This window comes from Alphaproteobacteria bacterium (assembly GCA_030739735.1).
GTDB lineage: Bacteria > Pseudomonadota > Alphaproteobacteria > UBA7887 > UBA7887 > UBA7887.
This window is the reverse complement of the sequence record JASLYQ010000013.1, coordinates 40,798-61,090: the sequence shown is the minus strand read 5'-3', so window position 1 is coordinate 61,090 and position 20,293 is coordinate 40,798. Positions and strand designations below refer to the sequence as shown.

Below are 20,293 nucleotides of genomic sequence, written 5' to 3'. Positions count from 1 at the left end.
CAATGTTGAGAGCCGCAGCGATATTTATAGGGCTGATTCTGGTAGCGGGCCCAGCCCAAGCAGCCGACGTGGAGCAGGTCTTCAAGTTCTACTGCTCGCAATGCCATGGCGATGGCGGCAAGGGAGACGGGCTCAATGTATCGCCAGAGTTTCCCGTCAATCCGCGTAATTTCACCAATGCTGAGGAGATGAACAAGCTGTCCAATGCTGACATCAAGAACGTCATTCTCGATGGCGGGCCCTCGGCCGGAAAATCGCCGATGATGCCGCCCTGGTCGCAGACCTTGAAAGAGGAGGATATCGACGCACTAGTCCTGCATCTGCGCACGCTCTGCGCCTGCGAAGGCAAGCCCGGTTAGAGTCGTTCAGAAGACGTAGAACCAGAGTATCAGGACAATCACAATCGCATTGACGAGCATGCCTATCATTATCACCACATCTGCGGCGTTCATCTTGAGCCCTAATTTCATGCGCCGACGGTATCGGATCGTTCGCAGAGGGTCAATCGCCGAGGGTAGAACATGAGCGAGCATGCTCGCGGGCCGCGGGCCTGGGCCGGTCCGGCGTTGTTCACGGCGGTTGCGGTGGCGCTCGCAGTCTTTTTTTGGTGGTTTCTATGAGTGGCGTCGAAGCGGTATCCGAGACGAAGGCAGTTGGTGTGTTGGCGCGTTACCTTGCGCCTTTTGCGGTCGCTTTTGCGGTCTTCGTTGGCGCCTTTCTGCTGCTTGATCTGGCGGTGATGAGCCTGCAAGGGCTGTCGCTGTTCTTGAGCCACTGAGGCGGCGGCATGCGGGGAATGGCGATCATACGTGCGCTGCCATTGCTGGCCTTTGTGCTGTTTATGGCGCTGCTGGTACTCGAGCCCGTCGGGGGCTTCGCCCAGGAGGAAGAGGCAACGGCAATTGCCGGGATAACACCGCCCGAGCTCACCGATGCCGATTATCCGCGTATCCCTGGCGTCAACAGCCGCATCGTGGTCTGGCTAGCGGCCCAGCTGCACCTCTGGTTTGCCGCCTTTGTGCTGGCGGTGCCTATCTTCGTGCTGATCATCGAGGCCGTCGGTATGGCCAAGCGCGACAAGCGCTACGACGACATGGCCTACGAGTTCATCAAGGTCAGCATCACCGCCTATTCCCTGACTGCAATCCTCGGCGGCTTCCTCGTGTTCAGCCTGGTCGTCTTCTACCCCGGCCTGTTCTTCTATCTGTCGGGCGTGTTCAAGGACACGATGTTTTACTACGCGCTCTTGTTCTTCGCCGAGAGCGCGGTACTCTACATATACTATTACGGCTGGCATTGGCTGCAGGGCGGCTTCCGTAAATGGACGCATCTTACGCTGGGATTGCTGCTCAATGCTGTTGGCACGGTATTGATGCTGCTCGCCAATGCATGGCTCACTTTCATGATGAGCCCGGCCGGAATCGATGCCGGCGGCGTCTATACGGGCGACGTCTGGGGTGCCATGCACAATCACCTGTGGAACCCCATAAATCTGCACCGGGTAGTCGCCAATGTCGCTTTTGGCGGCTCCATTGTCGGCGCCTATGCCGCCTTCAAGTTCCTCAACGCGCGCAATTCTGGCGAGCGTGCCCATTACGACTGGATGGGCTATAACGCTAACTTCATCGCCATCTCGGCGTTGCTGCCGCTGCCCTTTGCCGGCTACTATCTGACCGCCGAAATCTATGCCTACAGTCAGCAGATGGGCATCACCCTGATGGGTGGCGTTTTCGCTTGGCTGTTCATTATCCAGGCGGTGCTGATCGGCTCGCTCTTCCTGTCGGCTAATTATTATCTCTGGTGCGGCATGGGGCGCAGCGACGGCAGTGTGCGCTACTACCGTTACATAAAATATATCGCCATCGTGCTGGTTGGCGCTTTTCTGGTCTGGTTCACGCCGCACACGCTGGTGCTGACCAATGCCGAGCTGCGTGCGCTCGGCGGGCCCTATCACGGGATTCTCGGTCCCCTCGGGATCATGCCCGCCAAGAACACGGCGGTGAACATCATGATCATCTTCACCGCGCTCAGCTTCCAGCTCTACCGCCGCGCCAACAAGGTTCCCACAGTTTCCTGGGTGGCGGCAGGCAATGCGGTGCAGGTGGCATTATATCTGGCCGCGATCCTCAACATTCTTTTCCTTGGTATCTATCACGGCTATTTCACCAACACCGTCTACAAGGTCGCGGCCTCGGTCCCGCAGGTCCTGACAACACTGATCGTGATCGTCGTCAGCACGTCTCTCGATGTGGTCATGTATCGCCGTTCGCGCGAGGTGGCACCTCTGCACTGGGGCCGCGTCTCGGAGCGCTCGCAATATGCGCTGTTCCTGTTGGCCGTCGCCTTTACCTGGCTGATGGGACTAATGGGCTATATCCGCTCCGGCATCCGCCAGCACTGGCACGTGACTAACCTGGTGCGCGACAACTCGGTTGATGCCTACACGCTCACCCTCGGCGCCGCTGCCAACGTTGTCTCGATCGGCGTCGTGCTGTTCATGGTCATGGTCATATTCGTCTTCTGGCTAAGCCAGATCAGCAGCCGCAAGACGGCCGCGACGGGCTATTGGCAAGAGGACGAAGCATGAGCAATGTCCTCAAGGTGGTGGCTTTCGCCCTGGTCATCGTCGGCGTCTTCGCCAGCTTCTCCAATTTTGGCATCCCGCGCATCGAGCCGGCACCGCCGCCTAAGGCAGAGGTGGTCGACCTGTCGGCAATCACGCCCGAGCAGTTTATCGCGCTGGGTGGGCGCATCTATGAGGGTAAGGGCACCTGCACGCTCTGCCACAACGCCGTTGGCGGTCGGGCGCCGCTACTCGAAGAGGCGGCCGTGGTGGCTGAGGAGCGGCTCGCCGACTTGCGTTACGAAGGCACCGCAGATGATAGTGAAAGCTACTTGCGCGAATCTATGCTCGAGCCCTCGGCTTTCGTCGTCGCCGGCTTCGGCAAGACTGGCAGCAACGACACGGAAAGCCCCATGCCGAGCGTGCTGGGCGGTGCCATAGACCTGTCCGAGGCGGAGATCGCGGCGGTCACCGCTTTCCTGCAGGACCTCGGCGGGCTCGAGGTTACGGTGATCATTCCCAATGACATGGCCGACGAGGCGGCAAGCGGGGACGAAGACGAGGGTGCGGCGGAGGCCGAGCCGCGCGCGCCGTTGACCACGCCTGAGGATGCGATTCTCGAATTCGCCTGTGGCGCCTGCCACAAGGTGGGCGAGGAGGAAGGCGAACTCGGCCCCGAGTTGAACACGATCGGTGCCTCGCGCGAGAGCGACTATATCCGCCGTGCCATCCTCGATCCCAACGCCGACATTGCCGAGGGCTTCGAGGCCGACATGATGCCGGTCGACTACGGCGAACAGATGTACGCGCAGGAGCTCGAGATGTTGGTCAGCTATCTCGTGAGCCTAAAATGAGAGTCCCCCGGCTCTTACAGGCGGCGTTGGTCCTGATTGGGGTCTACCTCGGCTTCATCGTTGTCTTCGACGTCATTCTCGGTCAGCCGATTCCGGCGAGCTTGCTGAACATGTACATGTTCTTCGTCTTCGCCGGCGTTTTCATGGTCTTCACCTTCAGTGACGAGAGCACGGCGGCGCTGGTGGCGCCGATCAAGTTGCTGGTCGACGATCCAAGCCGCAAGCTGGCGCGCAATGTTGTCTTCGTGTTGCTGCCCCTGGCCGCCGGCCTGTTCGCGTTCATGCGCATGCTGCCGAGTTTAGAGGCACCGTTGGAGTTGCGCTCTATCCATCCGGCGCCGCCGGCCGCGGCGACGCTGTTCGGTAAGCGCTATGACCTGCTTACCCTGGAGAACCCCTACCGCGTCCTTGAGAGCGAGGATCCCGAGGCCTTTGCCGAGGCCGTCGCCGAAGGCGCCGAAGTCTACATCCGAAATTGCCAGTATTGCCATGGCGACAAACTAGACGGCAATGGCCCCTATGCAGCCGGACTCAATCCCGTGCCGCTCAATTTTCAAGACATAGGCACCATTGCCCAGCTACAGGAATCCTTTCTCTTCTGGCGCATCGCCACGGGTGGACCGGGCCTGCCAAAGGAGGCGACCCCGTGGCTGTCGTCGATGCCGGTCTGGCAGGACTTCCTCAGCGAGGATGAGATCTGGAAGGTCATCCTTTTCCTCTACGACTACACCGGCCACGTGCCGCGGTCTTGGGATCATGAATAACGTCGGTAAGATCTTGGCCTGGTCGGGGGTCTTGGCCCTGTCGCTTGCGGTATTGCCGGTGCATGCTCAGCAGGGTGACCCCGACAACGGAGAGGTCATCTACTTCGAGCACTGTGTCGGTTGCCACGGCGAGGATGGCGACGGCGCCGGACCGGCGGCTGAGCGACTTAACCCGCCGCCGCGCGACTTCAGCGAAGGTGCCTACAAGTTCAAAACCACTGGTTTCGACGACTTCGTGCCAAACGATGCTGACCTCTATCGCATGATCAGCGACGGTATGCCCGGTACAGCCATGCCGGACTGGAGCGATGTGCTGAGCGAGACTGAGATGTGGGATCTCGTGGCCTATATCAAGATCTTCGCCGGCCTCGAAGAGGAGGAGCCGACAGATCAAATCGATTACGGCACCCAGATCGCGACCTCGGCCGAGAGTATCGCGCGGGGCCGCGACCTGTTCCACGAATCCCAGCGCTGCTCCGAATGCCATGGTCATGATGGCCGCGGCGATGCGGTCAAGAAGCTCAAGGACGACGGCGGCGAGCGCACCTGGCCGCGTAACATGACCAAGCCCTGGACTTTCCGCGCCAGCAACGATCCGCGCGACATCTTCACGCGCATGACCGTGGGTATTCCGGGCACCCAGATGCCGTCCTTCGACGATCCTGTGAACAAGAAGCGCCTGAGCATCGATGATCGCTGGCATGTCGCCAATTACGTCACTTCCCTGGCCGAGACCGAGCGCGTGCCGCGGGCAGAGAACACGGTCATTAAGGCGGTTCGCGTCGACGGCGGCGTGCCTGCCGCACCCGACGATGCCCGCTGGGCGGAAATCGCGCCGACGACCTTCTTGCTGGTGCCGCAGATCATCGCTGACGAGCGCCTGTTCACGCCGTCGAACGATACCATCAGCGCCCGCGTCACCTATGACGACGAGACGCTCGCCATCCTGCTCGAATGGGACGACCGCACCCAGTCCATCCCCGGCGACACCGATGCCGAGGCTATTGCCGACCCCAACATGGGCGAGGACAGCGTCGCCGTGCAGTTTCCGGTGGCGATACCGGGTGGTGTAGAGAAACCGTATTTCGGCATGGGCGATGCGAGCAATCCGGTCAACATCTGGCGCTGGAGCAGCGGCACGACCGAGGAGCCCGAAAGCGCTGTGCTGATGAATGCCAGAGGCTTCGCCGACATCGTGCCGCGTGAGGCTGCCGCCGCCGGCCTGCAAGCCACTGGCACTTACACCAACGGCACCTGGCGCGTGGTCATGACGCGACCGCTGACGCCAGTTGATGTCGAGGCCGACATTGGTTTCGAAGAGGGGCGTTTCATCCCCATAGCCTTTGCCGCTTGGGACGGCAGCAATGCCGAGCGCGGCTCGCGCCATACCCTGACCACTTGGTATTGGCTGCTGCTCGAGCCGCCGGGGAGCGCGCGACCAATCATCGTTGCTCTGCTCATTGCCGCCCTGATCGCTGCCGGCGAGGCCTGGTGGCAGCGCAGTGCAACGGCAAGACGACGCAAGGCCGATGTCTAAGGCAGCGCAAGCGTTTATGCCGCGCCGGGGGGTCAAAACCCGGCTGGTCGGCGTGGTGCTTATCTTTCTCGGTATCCTCGATAGTCTGCTCGTATGGCGCGGTGGAACCGCGCCCGAAAATCCCTTCCTTTTGCTGATGGTGGCCGGTGTCACCGTCTATGTCGTCGGTGCCATCAGAGGCCGACAGGAGGCTTGACCATGTCACAGACCGCGCAAACCGAAACTGCGATCCCCATTGCCAGAGAGCCTGCCTTGGGTGGGCGCATATTGGTGGCACTAGATGCCTCGGAACGCGCTGACCGGGCGTTGGCCGAAGCCTTGCGCATCGTTGGCTTCGCCGGTGGCGAGGTCACCGGCATTCACGCATATGCCGCCAAGTTGCATGACCGCCGTTTCCGCCAGATGGAAGGCGGCTTACCTGATCGCTACCGTCAGGAAGACGAGATGGAGCGTCAGCGCGTCGTGCACGACGACTTGATCACACGTGGGCTAGACGTGATCAGCGACAGCTATCACGATAGTGCCGCTGAGACCTGCGCCACGGCCGAGGTCCCCTATCGCCGCCTCAGCCCCGAAGGCAAGAATTACCGGCGCATTGTCGAGGCTGCCAACAGCGGAGATTTCGATCTTATGGCACTCGGCGCGCTGGGGTTGGGAGCCGTACCGGGCGCTGTCATCGGCACGGTTTGCGAACGCGTGGTGCGGCGTTGCGATATTGACGCGCTGGTCATCCGCGATGCCGGGCACGCCATCGGCGACGGTCCCCTGGTGGTCGCGCTCGACGGCTCGCCGCGCGCCTTCGCCGCCCTCAAGACCGCCTTGCGCATGGGCCGCGAGCTTGCTGCACCGGTGCATGCGGTCGCCGCCTACGATCCCTATTTCCACTATGTCGCCTTCAACAAGATTTCCGGGGTGCTCTCCGAGGAGGCAGGCAAGACCTTCCGTTTTAAGGAACAGGAAGCGCTGCACGAGGAAATCATCGATGACGGCATCGCCAAGATCTACCAGTCGCATCTCGACATCGCGGCAGGCATCGCCAAGGATGAGGACGCTCACCTGACCTGCAAGCTCCTTGACGGCAAGCCCTACCAGGCGATCAGCAAATATCTCGATGTCGTTGGCGCCAGTCTGTTGCTGATCGGCAAAACCGGCATCCATGCCGATGCCGATCTCGACATCGGCGGCAATGCCGAGAACCTGTTGCGCCTGGCGCCGTGCCACATCTGGCTGGGTCAATCTACCTACACGCCGCCGGCCGATGCGGTGGCGCGCGAGACCATCGCCTGGACACCAGAGGCTGAGCGCAGTCTCGAGCGCGTGCCAGAGGGCCCGAGACAGATGGTGCGCATGGCGATCATTCGCTTTGCCCAGGAGAGTGGGCACACGATGATTACCTCGGGACTGATGGAGGAGGCGACGCAGCGCTTCTGCCCCGAGCGTGGCGGCGGCATGGCTGCTGACGAGACGTTGGAATGGTCGGCCGAGGCGATGCGGCTGCTCGATGGCGTAGCCGATACCTCTCTTGCGGCTACCGTGCGCCTGCGCGCTGAGAAGCGCGCCCGGCGCGATGATGCCGTTGTGGTGTCGGAAGAGCACGTGCGGCCATTTCTGGAAGACGATGGCGTGCTGTCCATGACCTGGACCGCGACGGCATTGGCGCGTCTCGCCAGAGTGCCGGAGATGGTGCGCGGCTCGGTCAAGCGGCGCATCGAAGTCAATGCCCGTGATGCTGGCCTCGGCGAGGTAACACTGGAAGCTGTTGAGGACGGCCTCGCCGAATCACGATGCGTCATGGAGAGCACCATGGGTGCCGGCGGGCATCGGTTGGGAATGGACGAGGATGGCTGACCCGGCACCGCCATTCCTGGTCGCCTTCAATCTAACGCGGCGCTGCAATCTGCGTTGTGAGCACTGCTATCTCGATGCCGGTACGCGCCGCGATGGTGGGCCGGAAGAGCTTGCCACTGCTGAGGTCAAGGGGATCCTTGACGACATCGCCGCCCTAAGCGACGAGACCATGGTGGTGCTCACCGGCGGGGAACCGCTGTTACGCCCGGATATCCACGAGCTCGCTCGACATGCCAGCGGCCTCGGGCTGATGGTAGTGGTCGGCACTAATGGCTGCCTGCTCGACGATGCAGGCGTTGTAGCCTTGCAGGAGGCCGGGGTCAGTGCCGTCGGCATCAGTCTTGATTCCCTGGACCCGGCACGGCATGACACCTTCCGTGGCGCGTCGGGTGCTTGGGAGAAGACCCTCGCCGGCATTGATGCCTGCCGTCGCGCCGGCTTCATGTTCCAGCTGCATTTCTCAGTCACCGACGACAACGGTGGCGAACTCGAGGATATGGTGGCCTTTGCGCGCTCGGCTGGCGCGGCGGTGCTCAACATCTTCTTTCTCGTCTGCACGGGTCGCGGCGCCGGCATGAGCAACATCAGCGGCGCCACATACGAGGACGTGTTGCGGCGCGTTGCCGAAGCTGCACGCGACGAAACTGAGCTGCTCGTGCGCGCCCGCTGTGCGCCGCATTTCAAGCGTATGGCCATGGCCATGACGCCCCCGCTGCCGATTACACTAATAGACGGCTACGAGGCTGGTGGCTGCCTTGCCGGCACCCGCTATTGCCGTGTCACCCCCGAAGGCGATCTCAGCGCCTGCCCCTACATGGAAGAGACCGTCGGCTCGCTGCGAGCGCAGTCCTTCGCGACGCTGTGGGCTGAGGCACCGATGTTCGAGGCCTTGCGCAAGCCCAAGCTCGAGGGACGCTGCGGCGCTTGCGAATATGTCAAGCTCTGCGGTGGCTGTCGGGCGCGGCCTTTGGCACGCGACGGCGAACTGATGGGCGAGGACTTTCTTTGCGACTATCAGCCCGGCGGCGAAGCTGTCATCGAGCCCTTACCAGATCGTGGCGACAGCCTGCGTTGGAGCGACGAGGCGCAGTCCCGGCTCGGGCACGTGCCGTCTTTCGTGCGCCGTATCGTGCGCCAGCGTGCCGAGGCCCACGCACGAAACCTTGGCGAGTCCGTCGTCACCGCCGAGCACCTGAGTGAGCTTGCCAAGCGGCGCTTCGGCGATGCGCCACCGTGGCGGCGATCGGGGGGGCCATGAGCTTCGATGTTGCTATTATCGGCGGCGGCATCTCGGGTCTAGCGACGGCACAGTCGCTGAGGGAAAAGGGCCTGCGCGTCGCGGTACTCGAGCGCCAGGTCCGTGCCGGCGGCAATGCTGTCTCGGAGCGTATCGGCGGCTTTCTCATGGAGCACGGGCCAAGCTCTCTGAATGCCGGTTCACCTGTGGCTTTGCAGGCCTCGCACAAGCTCGGCCTCGACGCCAAGCGTTGTGATTTAGGGGCCGGTGTGCGTCAGCGTTATCTGGTTCGCGACGGCCGTCTGCACGGCATCAGTGTGCGCCCACTCGGACTCTTCGCTTCCAACTATCTTTCGCTCGCAGGCAGGACGCGATTACTGATCGAACCTTTGGTTCCGGCGCGGCGTGGCGGCGCTGATGAAAGCGTTGCTGCGTTCTTCACTCGCCGCTTTGGCCGCGAGTTTGCTGAGCGCTTGGTCGATCCTTTGGTCGGCGGGTTGTTTGCCGGCGATGCCGGGTCTCTATCTCTGAAGGCGGCGTTTCCGCGTATGGCGAAAATGGAGGCTAGTCACGGCTCGATCCTTGTCGCCGCTGCAAAGGCGCGTATGGCGGCACGCTCGATGCCCGGAAGGCGGCTATTCTCGTGGCGCGACGGTGTCGGTTCCCTACCGAAAACGCTGGCCGCGGGTCTGGGATCGGCCTTGCACACGGGGGTCGCCGTCCGCCGCCTGCGCCAAGCGGGCAGGCGCTGGCGCGTCGAGACGGCGCGGCACGGCACCATCGATGCCGGCGCCGTGGTGATCGCGACGCAGCCACATGTCGCTGCCGGCCTCGTTGAGTCCCTGCAACCGGTGTCCTGCGAGGCATTGGCGGCAATTGCTGCACCACCGCTGGCGGTAGTTTTTCTGGGCTATACGCGACGCCACATCTCGCACCCGCTCGACGGTCTCGGCTATCTGACGCCAAGCAGCGAACAGCGCCTGGTCTCAGGGGTGTTGTTCTGCTCCACCATGTTTGCGGGGCGTGCACCGGAGGGTCAGGTAGCTCTTGCTGCCTATGTCGGCGGCCGGAGGGCGCCGCAGGCCGCGGCTCTGCCGGAACGAGACCTGATCGATCTGGTAGAAGGCGAACTGCACGACCTTGTTGGTGCCGTCGGCCCGCCCACTGTCGCGCGCGTGCGCCACTGGTCGCGCGGCATTCCGCAGCTTGATCTGGGTCACGGCGCCCGCATGGCGGACATTCACATGGCCTTAACAGAGCACCCGGGACTGTTCCTAAGCGGGAACTACTTTGATGGCGTTTCAGTGACGGCCTGCTTGGAGCGGGCGGGCGAAACAGCTGAGCAGGTGGCAGGTTATCTTATGGAAGCCGGCCGCGATGAGGTCTGGATGCAAGAATCATTCGCAGACATGGCGAAAATTTGACCCAAATTAAGGTCATCCTTGTCCAAATACACATAGTGTAGCATCTGTATGCGAGACGAGTGAGTGTTACTGGTGTGTTACCATATATGCCGCGGGCCCCACAGTAGTTTGTAAGAGTCGGCTCTGAATGATTAAATAACGGGGATAGATTTCTTTTTCAGTAATCCAGAATACGGCCGTTTCAGTTGTTATCGGGCACTGTTGCTGGCCGTGCATCAGCGGACTGTTACTGGCGTGTTACCAGACCATGCTACGGACTCCACTGTAATCTGTACGGTGGGGACATATCCGCCACGTTCAGGGGCGCGCGAAGCCTATTTTCAACACTTAGTGGAATTGAAAGAGTTCCTATTATGATCGGATCGAAGCACAAGAGAACATGCTCTGAAGGGCCGAATGCAAGTACTGGTGGGGGTGGCGGGCTGCTGGTAGCTGGCCTCGTGGCCGGATTTGTCTCGCTGCTTGCGACCGGCCCGGCCAGTGGCGACGTTGCGCTGGTAGAAGGCGGCCCGCTCAAGGTCTATGGCGACTTTCGTGCCCGTCAGGAATTCGACTGGGATTCTCAACGCGCTAACGGCGCCATGCGCACCGACCGCACGCGCGCCCGCATTCGTGCCCGATTTGGCTTTAAGTACAAGCCGATCGATGAACTCGAGTTCGGTGTGCGCGCGCGCAGCGGTAACCAGCGCTCGCAGCAGTCTCCGCATGCGACGATCGCCGACTTTTCGAGCGACGACCACGGAGAGCGTAGCGGCGTTCTCGACAAGTATTTTGCTAAGGTCAGCCTTGACCCAGTGTGGGTCTGGGGTGGGAGCAACGGCTTTCCGTTCTGGAAACAGAACGAGCATTTTTGGGATGACGATGTGACCCTACTCGGCGGCGCCGCCGGCGGCGGCTTCGACACGGGCGTTGGCAAACTGTCGGTCACCACAGGCGTCTTCGCGTTGCCGGACGGCATGATGTCGCATCAGCTCGGCAAAATGATCGCCGGGCAGCTCAAGTATTCTGGTGATGTCGCGGAGGGTATAAAACTGAACGCCGCAGCCGGCTATTTCGACATGAAGGGCAAGGACGGCGCAGTCAACATACGTAACGGTAACGGCGCGAGGGACTACCAGATTGGCGTCGTCAGTGTACAGGCGAAGTTGTTGGCCATGGATATGCCGATCACACTCGGTGCTGACTTCATGCATAACTTCGAGAGCTATTCGGCAAGCGATTCCAACGCCTTTACCGTGGCAAATCGCAACGAGCGTGACGGCTTCATACTCTCGGCCAAGGTTGGTAAGCTGAAGGAATGGGGAGATTGGCTGGTCGGCTACTACTTTGCCCGTATCGAGACTCTGGCAGTTAATGCTTCCTACGCGCAGGATGATTGGGTGCGCTGGGGCTCAGCTAACCAGACCGATTCGAGTGATCTGCGTGGCCACGAGTTTCGCACCGCCTTTGCGATCTCTGGCAAAACGAACCTAGTCGCCCGGCTTTATATCGTCGATGCCATTACCAGCACGCAGGACGGGAAGCGCTTCCGCATAGACTTTAACACTAAGTTCTGAGCCTCGTATCCTTAAGCGGGAGGCTCTGATTAAAATTAAGGTCATCCTCTTCAAGATATACATAGTGTAGCATCTGCATGCGATATGGATGGCTGTTACTGGTGTGTCACCGAGCCATGCTACAGACCTCATAGCAATCTTGCTCGGGCGCTTCATTCACTTTTAATAAGTTCACTACGTTGTACTGTATCGGTCAAGTTTTAGTGGGTGCGCTGAATCGGCTAATTCCGGAGCTGAGCCGGTAACCAAAGCGCGATCTCCGGGAAGAACAGCACCAGCACCAGGCCGCAGGCTTGTAGCGCGATAAAGGGCCACATGGCGTTGTATATGTGGCCGAGTTTGATGCCCGGTGGTGCCACTCCCTTGAGGTAGAAGGCGGCGGGGCCGAAGGGCGGGGTCAGGTAGCTAATCTGCATGTTCATGCAAAATAGAATGCCGAACCAGATAGGGTTGTAGCCCAGCGTGATCACCACCGGCACGAAGATCGGCATGGTCAAGAGACAAATGCCGATCCAGTCCATGAACATACCGAGGATGATGAGAATCGCCATCATCACTACGATGATGGCAAGGGGGCCGAGCGGCAGGCCGGTAATCAGACCCTCGACGAAGGTGTCGCCACCCATGCGGTTGTAGATGCCGATCAGTGCCGTAGCACCGAATGTGATCCAGAGAAGCATGCCGCACGTGTTCATGGTCTGATAGAGAGCTTCGCGCAACATGGTCCAAGACAGCTCGCGGCGCACGCCTGCAGATATGATGGCGCCGAGCGCACCCATGCCGGCGGCCTCGGTGACGCTGGCGATACCGAGATAGATCGAGCCCAGCACCGATGCCGCGACACCGAGCGGCAACGATAATCCGATGATTAGGCGCAGCTTTTCTTCACGCGGCAACTGTCGCTCTTCGAGCGGCGCCGGCGGCCCCAGCTCTGGGTTGAGTTGGCAGCGGACGATGATGTAGCCGACATAGATGCTGGCGAGTAGCAGTCCCGGCATGACAGTGGCGACGAAAAGCTGGCCAATATCCACGCCGGCTGTCAGGCCATAGATGATAAGCACGATCGATGGCGGGATCATGGTGCCTAGCGAGCCGCCGGCGCAGATCGTACCAATGGCGAGCCCGCGGTCGTAGTTGAGACGCAGCATCTGCGGCAGGGCGACGAGCCCCAGCAGGATGATCTCGCCGCCGATGATACCGGTCATTGCCGCCATTAGAACGGCCACTACCATGGTCTGGATGGCGAGTCCGCCACGCAAGCCACCGGCCAATATGTGCATAGCTCTGTAGAGGTCGCGCGCCACTCCCGAACGCTCGAGCACTGAGGCCATGAGGATGAACATGGGCACGGCGACGAGCACGAACTCGCGCACCAGGCTAGTGATGCGGCTTTCGATGAGAAACAATCCAGAGAGGCCGAACTCGCTCACGGCAACCGTCATGGCCACGGCCCCAGTCACGAAAGCGAGCGGCAGGCCCATGATCAGCAGCACGGCAATGGCGCCAACCATGAGGCAAGTGAGTAGCTCGATGCTCACGTTTGGTCCACGCTACGCGGTTCGCCTGAAGGCTGGCGTGTTAGCGACTGGATCAGATGCACCAGCGCCAGAATGAACATGAGGATGCAAACAGTCGCCAGCGCCGACTTCACGATGGCCGGTAACGGCAACTGCGACGCCGTGCCCGCGGTCTCGCCGATGCTGACCGAGGTGATCGCGCTCTTGGTTGACTGATAGCCCAGCAGCCCGAGAAAACCTAAAATGATGAGACTATTGACTACGTCGAGGACGTCGCGGACGGCTGAAGGTAGGTGTTCGTACACAAGCGACACGCGGATATGGGCGCGCCGCTGCATGGTATAGAGCCCGCTCAGTAAAAAGCCTGTCGCGCACAGCGCCGTGGTGACGTCATGGGCCCAGATTGTGGGCGCATTGATGCCGTAGCGCATCACCACCTCGTAGGCGATGATCGCCATGCAGATGAGAAAGAGGAAGCTGAAGAGCCGCCCGATGCGCTCGGACAGCCATTCGATCATGGCGAAGAGACGTGCCATACGAGTGCGCTATTCCGTAGCCAACAGCCCGATGGCGCGCAGGAACGCGGTTTGCGCTTCGTAGGCGCGCCGTGCCATCTTGCTGCGCCCCGCCCAATCCTGCCAGATTTCGACGGCGATCTCACGCATGCGGTCTCGCTCAGCCTTTGGCCAGTCGACCACCTCGATTCCCTTAGCGCGGTCGGCGGCAACGTCGGCAAGGTCCTGCAGCTCCAGCCGGCGCGTGACGTCACCCGCAAAGTCGCGCACTCCCATTTCCAGAATAGCCTTGAGGTCGTCCGGTAACGCATTCCACTTCTCTGCGTTCACCGAGATGTCGATCACTGGCATGGAGTGGATGCCGGGATAGATCGGGTAGCGGGCGATGGCATGAAACCCGAGCTGGTGGTTCATGGAATAAGTCGCCCAATCGGCCGCATCGACGACGCCGCGCTCTACCGCCGTATAAACTTCCGCCGCTGGAAGATTAACGGGCGCCGCGCCGATGCGCTCGAAAATGTCCTGGGCCATGCCTTCGGGTGCGCGCAGCTTGACGCCGGCGAAATCGTCGACGCGGCGGATCGGAATTTTGGAGACGAACGCCTCCTTCCCAGTCGCCGAGCCGCCGATGTAATGCACGCCATAGGGTGCCATCAGCTCGCGCAGTAAGGCATCGCCGCCACCGTGGCGCAGGAACATGAACACTTGCTCCGGATGCTCGTAGGCCGCGATGAGGTCGCCGAGAAGCGCAAAAGCCGGATCTTTACCGGAAAAGTACACTGTCGCCGTGATATGGCCGTCGAGCAGGCCGGTGCCGACCGCATCCAGTGTCTCATTGTATTGTACCACCGAGCCCACAGGCACCAGGCGCACGGCGAGGCGCCCGTCCGTCAGCATCTCGATGGAATCGGTGAATTCCTTGGTGATGACGAAGGCGATCTCGCCGGCCGAGGTCGACGCTTGCCAAGTCCATTCGACATCCGCCGCCTGGGCAGGTGTCGCGGCCAGTAGCATGGAGACGGCGGCAACAAGCCTTTTGGGTTTTCGCATGTCTCTCGCTCCCTTACAGCAAACCGAGACGCGCGAGAAACGCCATGTGAGATTCATAAATGCGCTGAGCCATCGGGCTTTGCGCCGCATATTCGGCCCAGACGCCAGACGCCACCTCACGAAATTTGCGCCGCTCCTCGGCACTCCAGGCGACTAGCTCGATGCCCTTCTCAGCTGCCGCTGCTGCCACCGCCGCGTCTTGTATTCCGATACGTTCGATCATGTCGCGATTGAAGTCGCGTACCGCCATTTCGACCAACGCCTTGATGTCGTTCGGCAGCTCGTTCCAGCGCTCCATATTGACCGCCACGTCCGCTATCGGCGCGGAATGGAACCCAGGATAGATGGGATAAGGAGCGATAGCGTGAAAGCCCAGATCGTCGTTCATGCCGAGGGTGCCCCAGTCGGCGGCCTCAACGACGCCCCGATCAAGCGCGGTGTAGACTTCGGCACCGGGAATGTTTACGGGAGCGGCGCCGATACGCTTGAATATGACTTGCGACATGCCCTCTGGTGCGCGAATTTTGACGCCAGAAAAGTCAGCAATCTTGCGGATTGCTTTCTTGGCCGGAATCGATTCGTGACCCCAGGAAACACCGCCAATGTAATATAATCCATAGGCAGAGAATAGCTCGCGGGCCAGTTCTTTGCCGCCGCCATATTCAAACCACATGGTGAGCTGGCGCACATGCTCATAGCCGCCGTTGATATCGCCGATGATGCCGAAGGCGGGGTCCTTACCGGCAAAATAACCTGTGCCGCCGTGTTGGGCGTCGAGCACGCCGGCGGCGACCGCGTCGAGGGTCTCGTTGTAGCCAACAACACTGCCCACCGGCAGCGGCTCGATGACGAGCCGGCCGCCGGTAATTTCGGTAACGCGGTCGCAGAAATCTTCGAAGACCGTCTGGTTGATTGACCCCGCTTGCCACAGAGACTGCATCTTCCAGCGATATTCGGCTGTCTCTTGGGCGCCCTTCTGCTCGCTGGTTGGCGCGCTGATCTCGTCGCGGAAAAGCACCGCAGCGATGATCACGAGCGCTGCTACGCCGCCAGTCAGAAGCCATCCTACGCGGCCTGACATCGCTTAATCCCCCCTTGACGCTGCCGCTCAACTCATGAGTACGGCTGCCGTTCGGTCCCCTGATAGAGCAACTGACCGTGCAACTCAGCGCTGCGGGCATGATAAGCTACCGCTTTGGGATCAAGATCCGTGCGCGGGCTCGGCTCGATCTCAAAATTGCCATACTCGTCATCGCCGCGCACTAGGCCTGCGGCATCGTGCGGCCCATTGACTTGATGTAGGTGCGTCGGAATGTAGCGGATAGCGAAGCCGATGCGGCGGCCATCGGAGTGGTTGGCCTCAGAGCCGTGGATCAGGCGCACGTGGTGCAGTGACATCTCGCCGGGCCTAAGCACAATATTGACCGCCCTGCTCTCATCGATCTCGGTGTCGATCACTTGGCCGCGGCTCAGCATATTGTTTTCGTGGTGGGTGTCTGTATGGCTGATTTGTTCGGCGGTGTGGCTACCCGGTATGACGCGCATGCAACCGTTCTCTGGTGTGCTCGAACTTAGCGCCACCCATGCCGTCGTCACCTCCGGCGTGCTCAGCCCCCAATAGGTCGAATCCTGGTGCCAGGATACGAAGCTGGGGTCGTGCGCTTCTTTGGTAAAAAACGCCGAGGCCCAGCACAGGATGTTGGGTCCGAGCACGTCCTCTACCGCGTCGAGAAGGCCCTCATCGCGCACCAAATCGTCGAGAAAGGTGTAGAGAATGTGCGGCTTGAAACGCAGTGCACCGGCCATCGGCCCGCCTTGCGTTGCCTCTGCCGCCAACAGTCTGGCGCGAATCTCGGCCGCCGCGTCTTCGCTCATAATGCGGATCGGCGCGACATAGCCGTCGTGCTCGTAGCCGGCGATCTGCGCTGCAGTCAGGCTCTTGCCCATCCCTGTCTTTCCTCGTCGTTTGTCCGGGCGCATGATAGACCATCGCCGAAGTTGAATGCCAGCACCTGCCTAAAAGCGCTCCTTGTACGGCCTCAACTCGGTCTCGAAGGTCCAGGCGCTGGGGTGCTGGGCGTGCAGCTGCCAGAAGGTCTCGGCAATGTGCTCAATACCGAGCAGACCGTCTTCGCCGCGCTCCTTGGCCATCTCGGGAACTCGGCTCAGCAGGCGTTCACCGTTGATGCCGCCATCGATGATCACATGCGCGACGTGCAGGCCTTGCGGGCCGAATTCGCGCGCCATGGCCTCGGCCACCGCCTTGATGGCGGCCTTTCCGGCTGCAAAATGGGCAAAGCCAGGCCGGCCGCGGCGGCTGGCCGAGGCGCCGGTGAAGGTGATCGTGCCAGAGCCCCGCGTCAGCATGCGCCGTGCCGCCTCCTGGCCGACCAGAAAGCCGCCGAGGCAGCAGGTACGCCAGAAATTTGTGAAGGTGGCCTCGTCAAGATCGAAGAAGGGGATACGGCGGTTGTTGCCCGCGTTGTAGGCGACCACAGTTGGCACGCCGGCCTCGGCCTCGACCGCATCGAAGATCCGCGCCACGGCGTCACGATCGGTGGCATCACCCGGTAGCGCGGTGACGGTCTCGCCGCATTCTGCCGCTACCCGGCCGAGGCGCTCACCATCGCGCCCGACAATAAAAGTATGATAGCCCTCTCGCGCAAAACGCCGTGCGATTGCAGCACCGAGCCCGTTGCTCGGCCCGACACCCAGAACCAGTATGCTGTTCGTCATCCGTCGTCTCCTCCTGCGTTCGCGAACGGTTATAGCAGACGGGTGGCGATTGACCCGCCGGTGCGCGGTTTCTACACTTTTGTTAAACCCCTCCCCAACAAGGCTGCCGGACATGAGCAAAAGCGCCAATCGGTCCAGCCCGCGGGGCAAATGATCGCCGGCAACGTCATGCTGTGTCTGTTTGTGGGTGCGGGGCGCTCTATGCCGCCCACGCGATTAGGTTTTGACGGTATCTGCTGTTGTCACTTCGTAGGCCGCATTTCGTCCGGCTAGGCGGCCTGAGGTGAAGGCCCAGCCTAGGTGGTGGCCGTGGCCTTCGAGTAGCAGGCCACCCTGGCCCGCGGAGCCGGCGCCGAAAAGGCCGGGGATGGGCGTATCGTCGGCGAGCACGCGTAGGCGCTCGTCGACGGCCACGCCACCCTCGACGATGATGATCGAGCTTTTGACAGGGCCGAGCGCCACGAAGGGCGGCTTGGTGATAGGTTGGCGGTCTCCGGTTAGGGAACTATTGTATTCCTCGATATTTGCCTTGAGCACGTCTGTCGTCATGCCAAGTACTTTGGCCAGCTGGTTGAGGCTGCGGGCGCGGTGGTAGACGTCTTTACGGTTGCGCTTATAGTCGGGGAGATAGGCATAGGCGATGCCGGGCGCCGTTGAGATGAAATGCGGCCATTTGGAAAATTTCTTGGCCACGCGTCTATCAAACAAGATGTAACCAATTTTGTCGGGGCGCGACGGCAGGTCGAAGGCGGGCTCGGCTAGCTCGTCGGTGAAGCGCTCACCGCGCGCGTCAACCAACACCGCCCCTTCCCGGAAGAGAGAAGGGTCGGCCGCCAAATGGGTGGTCACGAAGCTCATCATGAAGGGCCGCAACAGAACGGCCGGCACGTGATCCATCGACCAGGCCATGAACCGCGCCAGCCAGCGCCAGGGCGGCAGACGGCGAACGAAGCTGTCCTGGGGCGGCGGTACGAAGCGGATCTCTGGCCCCAAGGTCAGGTCACCATTGAGTACACGCCCGCCAAGGTCCATGGCCATGCTCTGGCCGTCGCCCGTGTTGCTTGGGTTGATGGGATCGACGGCGGCGGCCTCAGGCGACATGAAGCGCGCCTTGAGCTCGGCGCTTGCTGCATAATCGCCGCTCGCCAGCACGACGCCGCCGCGCGCGCCGAGGCGGACCCCCTGGTCGGCGATCTCGGCGCGGACACCAACTACACGCTCTCCCTCGCGCAGCAACTCCCAGGCCCTGGCATCGGTGCGAATATCGACACCACGGTGCGCCGCATGCCCACCCAGCACGTGAATGTAAGCGCGCGAGTTGGGCAGCACGTTGTGCATGCGCGGTTTCTTGTGCGGTGGCTCGGGCATGGGTCCGTAGAACACTAAACCGAGATCGCATAGCCAGCGAAAGGTCTCTGGCACGTTCTCTGTCAGTAGGCGGCGCAGGGCGAGATTGTCCCGGTTTTCGAGCCCTGGTGCGAACTTTGGCATGTCGGAGAAATGATCTTGCGGCCGATCCTTGATACCCGCCGCGATCTGGTGCGGCGTGGCGGTCGCGGTGATCGAGCCGATAGAAAGCCCCGTGGTGCCGCCGAGCGCCGGGTTCTTTTCCAGCAGCACGACGCTGCGTCCAGCCTCGCGCGCCGACAACGCTGCTGCAAGCCCACTGCCGCCGCCGCCGACGACGATGACATCGAAGATCTCGTCCATACTCATGCCAACCACTCCTGCCATGCCGGCATGGCTAGCAGGCGTGTGATGCTGTCGCTGATTTCACGATCGGGCTCGGGTGAAATAATCTCCAACATAGCCTCGCCGGCATAGCCGATCTCGACCAACCCCTCGGCAAAGGCCGTGAAATCCACGGCCCCTCCGCCGACGGGATCGTGGCGGTAGACTTTGCGCGGCGTGTCGGAGAGATGCACCAATTCCAGGCGGTTCTGGACGTGGCGCAGCCCCTCGCGCACGTCTTCGCCGATGAATACGGCGTTGGCCACATCGTAGACTACACCGACCTCGCGATAGGGTGTGATGGCCTCCATGAGGCGCTTGGCATCGGGCAAAAAGGCGAACGGCATGTTCTCGGCCAGCAACCGTGTGCCGGCCGCTTCGGCTGCCGGCAGAAGCACGTCTAACGCCGCCTGGAACCAGCCTATGAGCTGGTCTTGTGGCGCCGGCAGGAGTGGATTTGGCTTACCCGGCCCGATCACCACGCCGGGCACACCGAGGTCGCCGGCAAGTGCGATCACACGCACTAGATGGGCGACGCTGAGGGTGCGCATACCATCGTTCGCCGCCGTCAGATTGACGTCGATATTGGGCATGTTGAGGGTGCGGATCTGCAGGCTGTGGCTCGCCACCAGAGCCGCCAGAGAGCGCCGCGCCACTGCGCCCATCTCGCACGGCCAAGCGTGCCCAGGATACATCATCAACTCTACGCTGGTCGTACCTTGGTCGGCCAGCCGCGTCAGACAGTCGGCGGCACTATGGCCGAGCGTATAGGAGTAGGTATTGACCCCGAACGGACGCGTGGCTGGCAAGACGCTCTCCCAGAAAATCCACAGGGGATCGTAGTAGCGCGCAAACGGAAAAAAGGCGAGTGGGCTATCGCGCCGCATCGATATCGTCTGCAAGCATGCGACGATTGGCGCCGAGCATAGAGACGGCGTGTTTGATGCTCGCCGGACCTTGT

General features: G+C 61.4%; 19 protein-coding genes. 11 read left to right on the top strand and 8 right to left on the bottom strand.

Annotation, left to right across the window (positions count from 1 at the left end):
- Positions 1–2 precede the first annotated feature (2 nt).
- The 11 genes from QF629_08110 to QF629_08060 all read left to right on the top strand — a co-directional run bounded on the left by QF629_08110 (position 3) and on the right by QF629_08060 (position 11,783).
- Complete coding sequence (locus tag QF629_08110) at positions 3–359, top strand: cytochrome c (protein ID MDP6013490.1); 357 nt, start codon at positions 3–5, stop codon at positions 357–359.
- Between the two features lie 257 nt (positions 360–616).
- Positions 617–778, top strand: a complete 162-nt coding sequence (locus QF629_08105; protein MDP6013489.1) for a hypothetical protein — start codon at positions 617–619, stop codon at positions 776–778.
- A gap of 18 nt (positions 779–796) precedes the next feature.
- On the top strand, positions 797–2,587 hold the full coding sequence (locus QF629_08100; GenBank protein ID MDP6013488.1) for a cytochrome ubiquinol oxidase subunit I: 1,791 nt from the start codon (positions 797–799) through the stop codon (positions 2,585–2,587).
- Complete coding sequence (locus tag QF629_08095; protein ID MDP6013487.1) at positions 2,584–3,417, top strand: c-type cytochrome; 834 nt, start codon at positions 2,584–2,586, stop codon at positions 3,415–3,417. Before QF629_08100 ends, QF629_08095 begins: the two co-directional genes overlap by 4 nt.
- Positions 3,414–4,181: a cytochrome c gene (locus QF629_08090; protein MDP6013486.1), complete on the top strand. Its 768-nt coding sequence runs from the start codon at positions 3,414–3,416 to the stop codon at positions 4,179–4,181. The genes QF629_08095 and QF629_08090 overlap by 4 nt, the downstream gene beginning before the upstream one ends.
- A complete protein-coding gene (locus tag QF629_08085; GenBank protein MDP6013485.1) occupies positions 4,174–5,718 on the top strand; it encodes a c-type cytochrome in 1,545 nt (514 codons plus the stop codon). The genes QF629_08090 and QF629_08085 overlap by 8 nt, the downstream gene beginning before the upstream one ends.
- 16 nt (positions 5,719–5,734) lie before the next feature.
- The gene (locus QF629_08080; protein MDP6013484.1) at positions 5,735–5,914 is read left to right on the top strand and encodes a hypothetical protein; all 180 of its coding nucleotides are present in this window, start codon (positions 5,735–5,737) and stop codon (positions 5,912–5,914) included.
- Between the two features lie 2 nt (positions 5,915–5,916).
- Entirely contained in the window at positions 5,917–7,566 is a 1,650-nt protein-coding gene (locus tag QF629_08075) for a universal stress protein (protein ID MDP6013483.1), read from the top strand.
- Positions 7,559–8,824, top strand: a complete 1,266-nt coding sequence (locus QF629_08070; protein ID MDP6013482.1) for a radical SAM protein — start codon at positions 7,559–7,561, stop codon at positions 8,822–8,824. The genes QF629_08075 and QF629_08070 overlap by 8 nt, the downstream gene beginning before the upstream one ends.
- Positions 8,821–10,227, top strand: a complete 1,407-nt coding sequence (hemG, locus tag QF629_08065; protein ID MDP6013481.1) for a protoporphyrinogen oxidase — start codon at positions 8,821–8,823, stop codon at positions 10,225–10,227. Before QF629_08070 ends, hemG begins: the two co-directional genes overlap by 4 nt.
- Before the next feature lie 353 nt (positions 10,228–10,580).
- The gene (locus tag QF629_08060; protein MDP6013480.1) at positions 10,581–11,783 is read left to right on the top strand and encodes a putative porin; all 1,203 of its coding nucleotides are present in this window, start codon (positions 10,581–10,583) and stop codon (positions 11,781–11,783) included.
- Positions 11,784–12,004: 221 nt separating this feature from the next.
- Here the strand turns inward: QF629_08060 and QF629_08055 are convergent, their stop codons facing one another.
- The 8 genes from QF629_08055 to QF629_08020 form a co-directional block, all read right to left on the bottom strand.
- Entirely contained in the window at positions 12,005–13,321 is a 1,317-nt protein-coding gene (locus QF629_08055) for a TRAP transporter large permease subunit (GenBank protein MDP6013479.1), read from the bottom strand.
- Positions 13,318–13,818 (bottom strand): TRAP transporter small permease subunit, encoded by a 501-nt coding sequence (locus QF629_08050; GenBank protein ID MDP6013478.1) that lies wholly within the window; start codon positions 13,816–13,818, stop codon positions 13,318–13,320. The genes QF629_08055 and QF629_08050 overlap by 4 nt, the downstream gene beginning before the upstream one ends.
- A 27-nt stretch (positions 13,819–13,845) precedes the next feature.
- Entirely contained in the window at positions 13,846–14,865 is a 1,020-nt protein-coding gene (locus QF629_08045) for a TRAP transporter substrate-binding protein (GenBank protein ID MDP6013477.1), read from the bottom strand.
- Positions 14,866–14,878: 13 nt separating this feature from the next.
- Positions 14,879–15,946, bottom strand: coding sequence for a TRAP transporter substrate-binding protein (locus tag QF629_08040; GenBank protein ID MDP6013476.1), 1,068 nt, complete (start codon positions 15,944–15,946; stop codon positions 14,879–14,881).
- A gap of 32 nt (positions 15,947–15,978) precedes the next feature.
- Complete coding sequence (locus QF629_08035) at positions 15,979–16,812, bottom strand: phytanoyl-CoA dioxygenase family protein (GenBank protein ID MDP6013475.1); 834 nt, start codon at positions 16,810–16,812, stop codon at positions 15,979–15,981.
- Between the two features lie 69 nt (positions 16,813–16,881).
- Entirely contained in the window at positions 16,882–17,601 is a 720-nt protein-coding gene (locus QF629_08030; protein MDP6013474.1) for an SDR family NAD(P)-dependent oxidoreductase, read from the bottom strand.
- Positions 17,602–17,817: 216 nt separating this feature from the next.
- Positions 17,818–19,317, bottom strand: coding sequence for an FAD-dependent oxidoreductase (locus tag QF629_08025; protein MDP6013473.1), 1,500 nt, complete (start codon positions 19,315–19,317; stop codon positions 17,818–17,820).
- On the bottom strand, positions 19,314–20,219 hold the full coding sequence (locus QF629_08020) for a sugar phosphate isomerase/epimerase family protein (protein MDP6013472.1): 906 nt from the start codon (positions 20,217–20,219) through the stop codon (positions 19,314–19,316). The genes QF629_08025 and QF629_08020 overlap by 4 nt, the downstream gene beginning before the upstream one ends.
- Positions 20,220–20,293 lie beyond the last annotated feature (74 nt).

Excerpts from the sequence above, each read along its gene's own strand:
- QF629_08040 (MDP6013476.1), bottom strand. The coding sequence starts at position 15,946 with ATGTCAGGCCGCGTAGGATGGCTTCTGACTGGCGGCGTAGCAGCGCTC.
- QF629_08045 (MDP6013477.1), bottom strand. The coding sequence starts at position 14,865 with ATGCGAAAACCCAAAAGGCTTGTTGCCGCCGTCTCCATGCTACTGGCC.
- QF629_08095 (MDP6013487.1), top strand. The coding sequence starts at position 2,584 with ATGAGCAATGTCCTCAAGGTGGTGGCTTTCGCCCTGGTCATCGTCGGC.
- QF629_08060 (MDP6013480.1), top strand. The coding sequence starts at position 10,581 with ATGATCGGATCGAAGCACAAGAGAACATGCTCTGAAGGGCCGAATGCA.
- QF629_08030 (MDP6013474.1), bottom strand. The coding sequence starts at position 17,601 with ATGACGAACAGCATACTGGTTCTGGGTGTCGGGCCGAGCAACGGGCTC.
- QF629_08020 (MDP6013472.1), bottom strand. The coding sequence starts at position 20,219 with ATGCGGCGCGATAGCCCACTCGCCTTTTTTCCGTTTGCGCGCTACTAC.
- QF629_08025 (MDP6013473.1), bottom strand. The coding sequence starts at position 19,317 with ATGAGTATGGACGAGATCTTCGATGTCATCGTCGTCGGCGGCGGCGGC.
- hemG (MDP6013481.1), top strand. The coding sequence starts at position 8,821 with ATGAGCTTCGATGTTGCTATTATCGGCGGCGGCATCTCGGGTCTAGCG.
- QF629_08070 (MDP6013482.1), top strand. The coding sequence starts at position 7,559 with ATGGCTGACCCGGCACCGCCATTCCTGGTCGCCTTCAATCTAACGCGG.
- QF629_08105 (MDP6013489.1), top strand. The coding sequence starts at position 617 with ATGAGTGGCGTCGAAGCGGTATCCGAGACGAAGGCAGTTGGTGTGTTG.
- QF629_08100 (MDP6013488.1), top strand. The coding sequence starts at position 797 with ATGGCGATCATACGTGCGCTGCCATTGCTGGCCTTTGTGCTGTTTATG.
- QF629_08075 (MDP6013483.1), top strand. The coding sequence starts at position 5,917 with ATGTCACAGACCGCGCAAACCGAAACTGCGATCCCCATTGCCAGAGAG.
- QF629_08085 (MDP6013485.1), top strand. The coding sequence starts at position 4,174 with ATGAATAACGTCGGTAAGATCTTGGCCTGGTCGGGGGTCTTGGCCCTG.
- QF629_08080 (MDP6013484.1), top strand. The coding sequence starts at position 5,735 with ATGCCGCGCCGGGGGGTCAAAACCCGGCTGGTCGGCGTGGTGCTTATC.
- QF629_08050 (MDP6013478.1), bottom strand. The coding sequence starts at position 13,818 with ATGATCGAATGGCTGTCCGAGCGCATCGGGCGGCTCTTCAGCTTCCTC.
- QF629_08110 (MDP6013490.1), top strand. The coding sequence starts at position 3 with ATGTTGAGAGCCGCAGCGATATTTATAGGGCTGATTCTGGTAGCGGGC.
- QF629_08035 (MDP6013475.1), bottom strand. The coding sequence starts at position 16,812 with ATGGGCAAGAGCCTGACTGCAGCGCAGATCGCCGGCTACGAGCACGAC.
- QF629_08090 (MDP6013486.1), top strand. The coding sequence starts at position 3,414 with ATGAGAGTCCCCCGGCTCTTACAGGCGGCGTTGGTCCTGATTGGGGTC.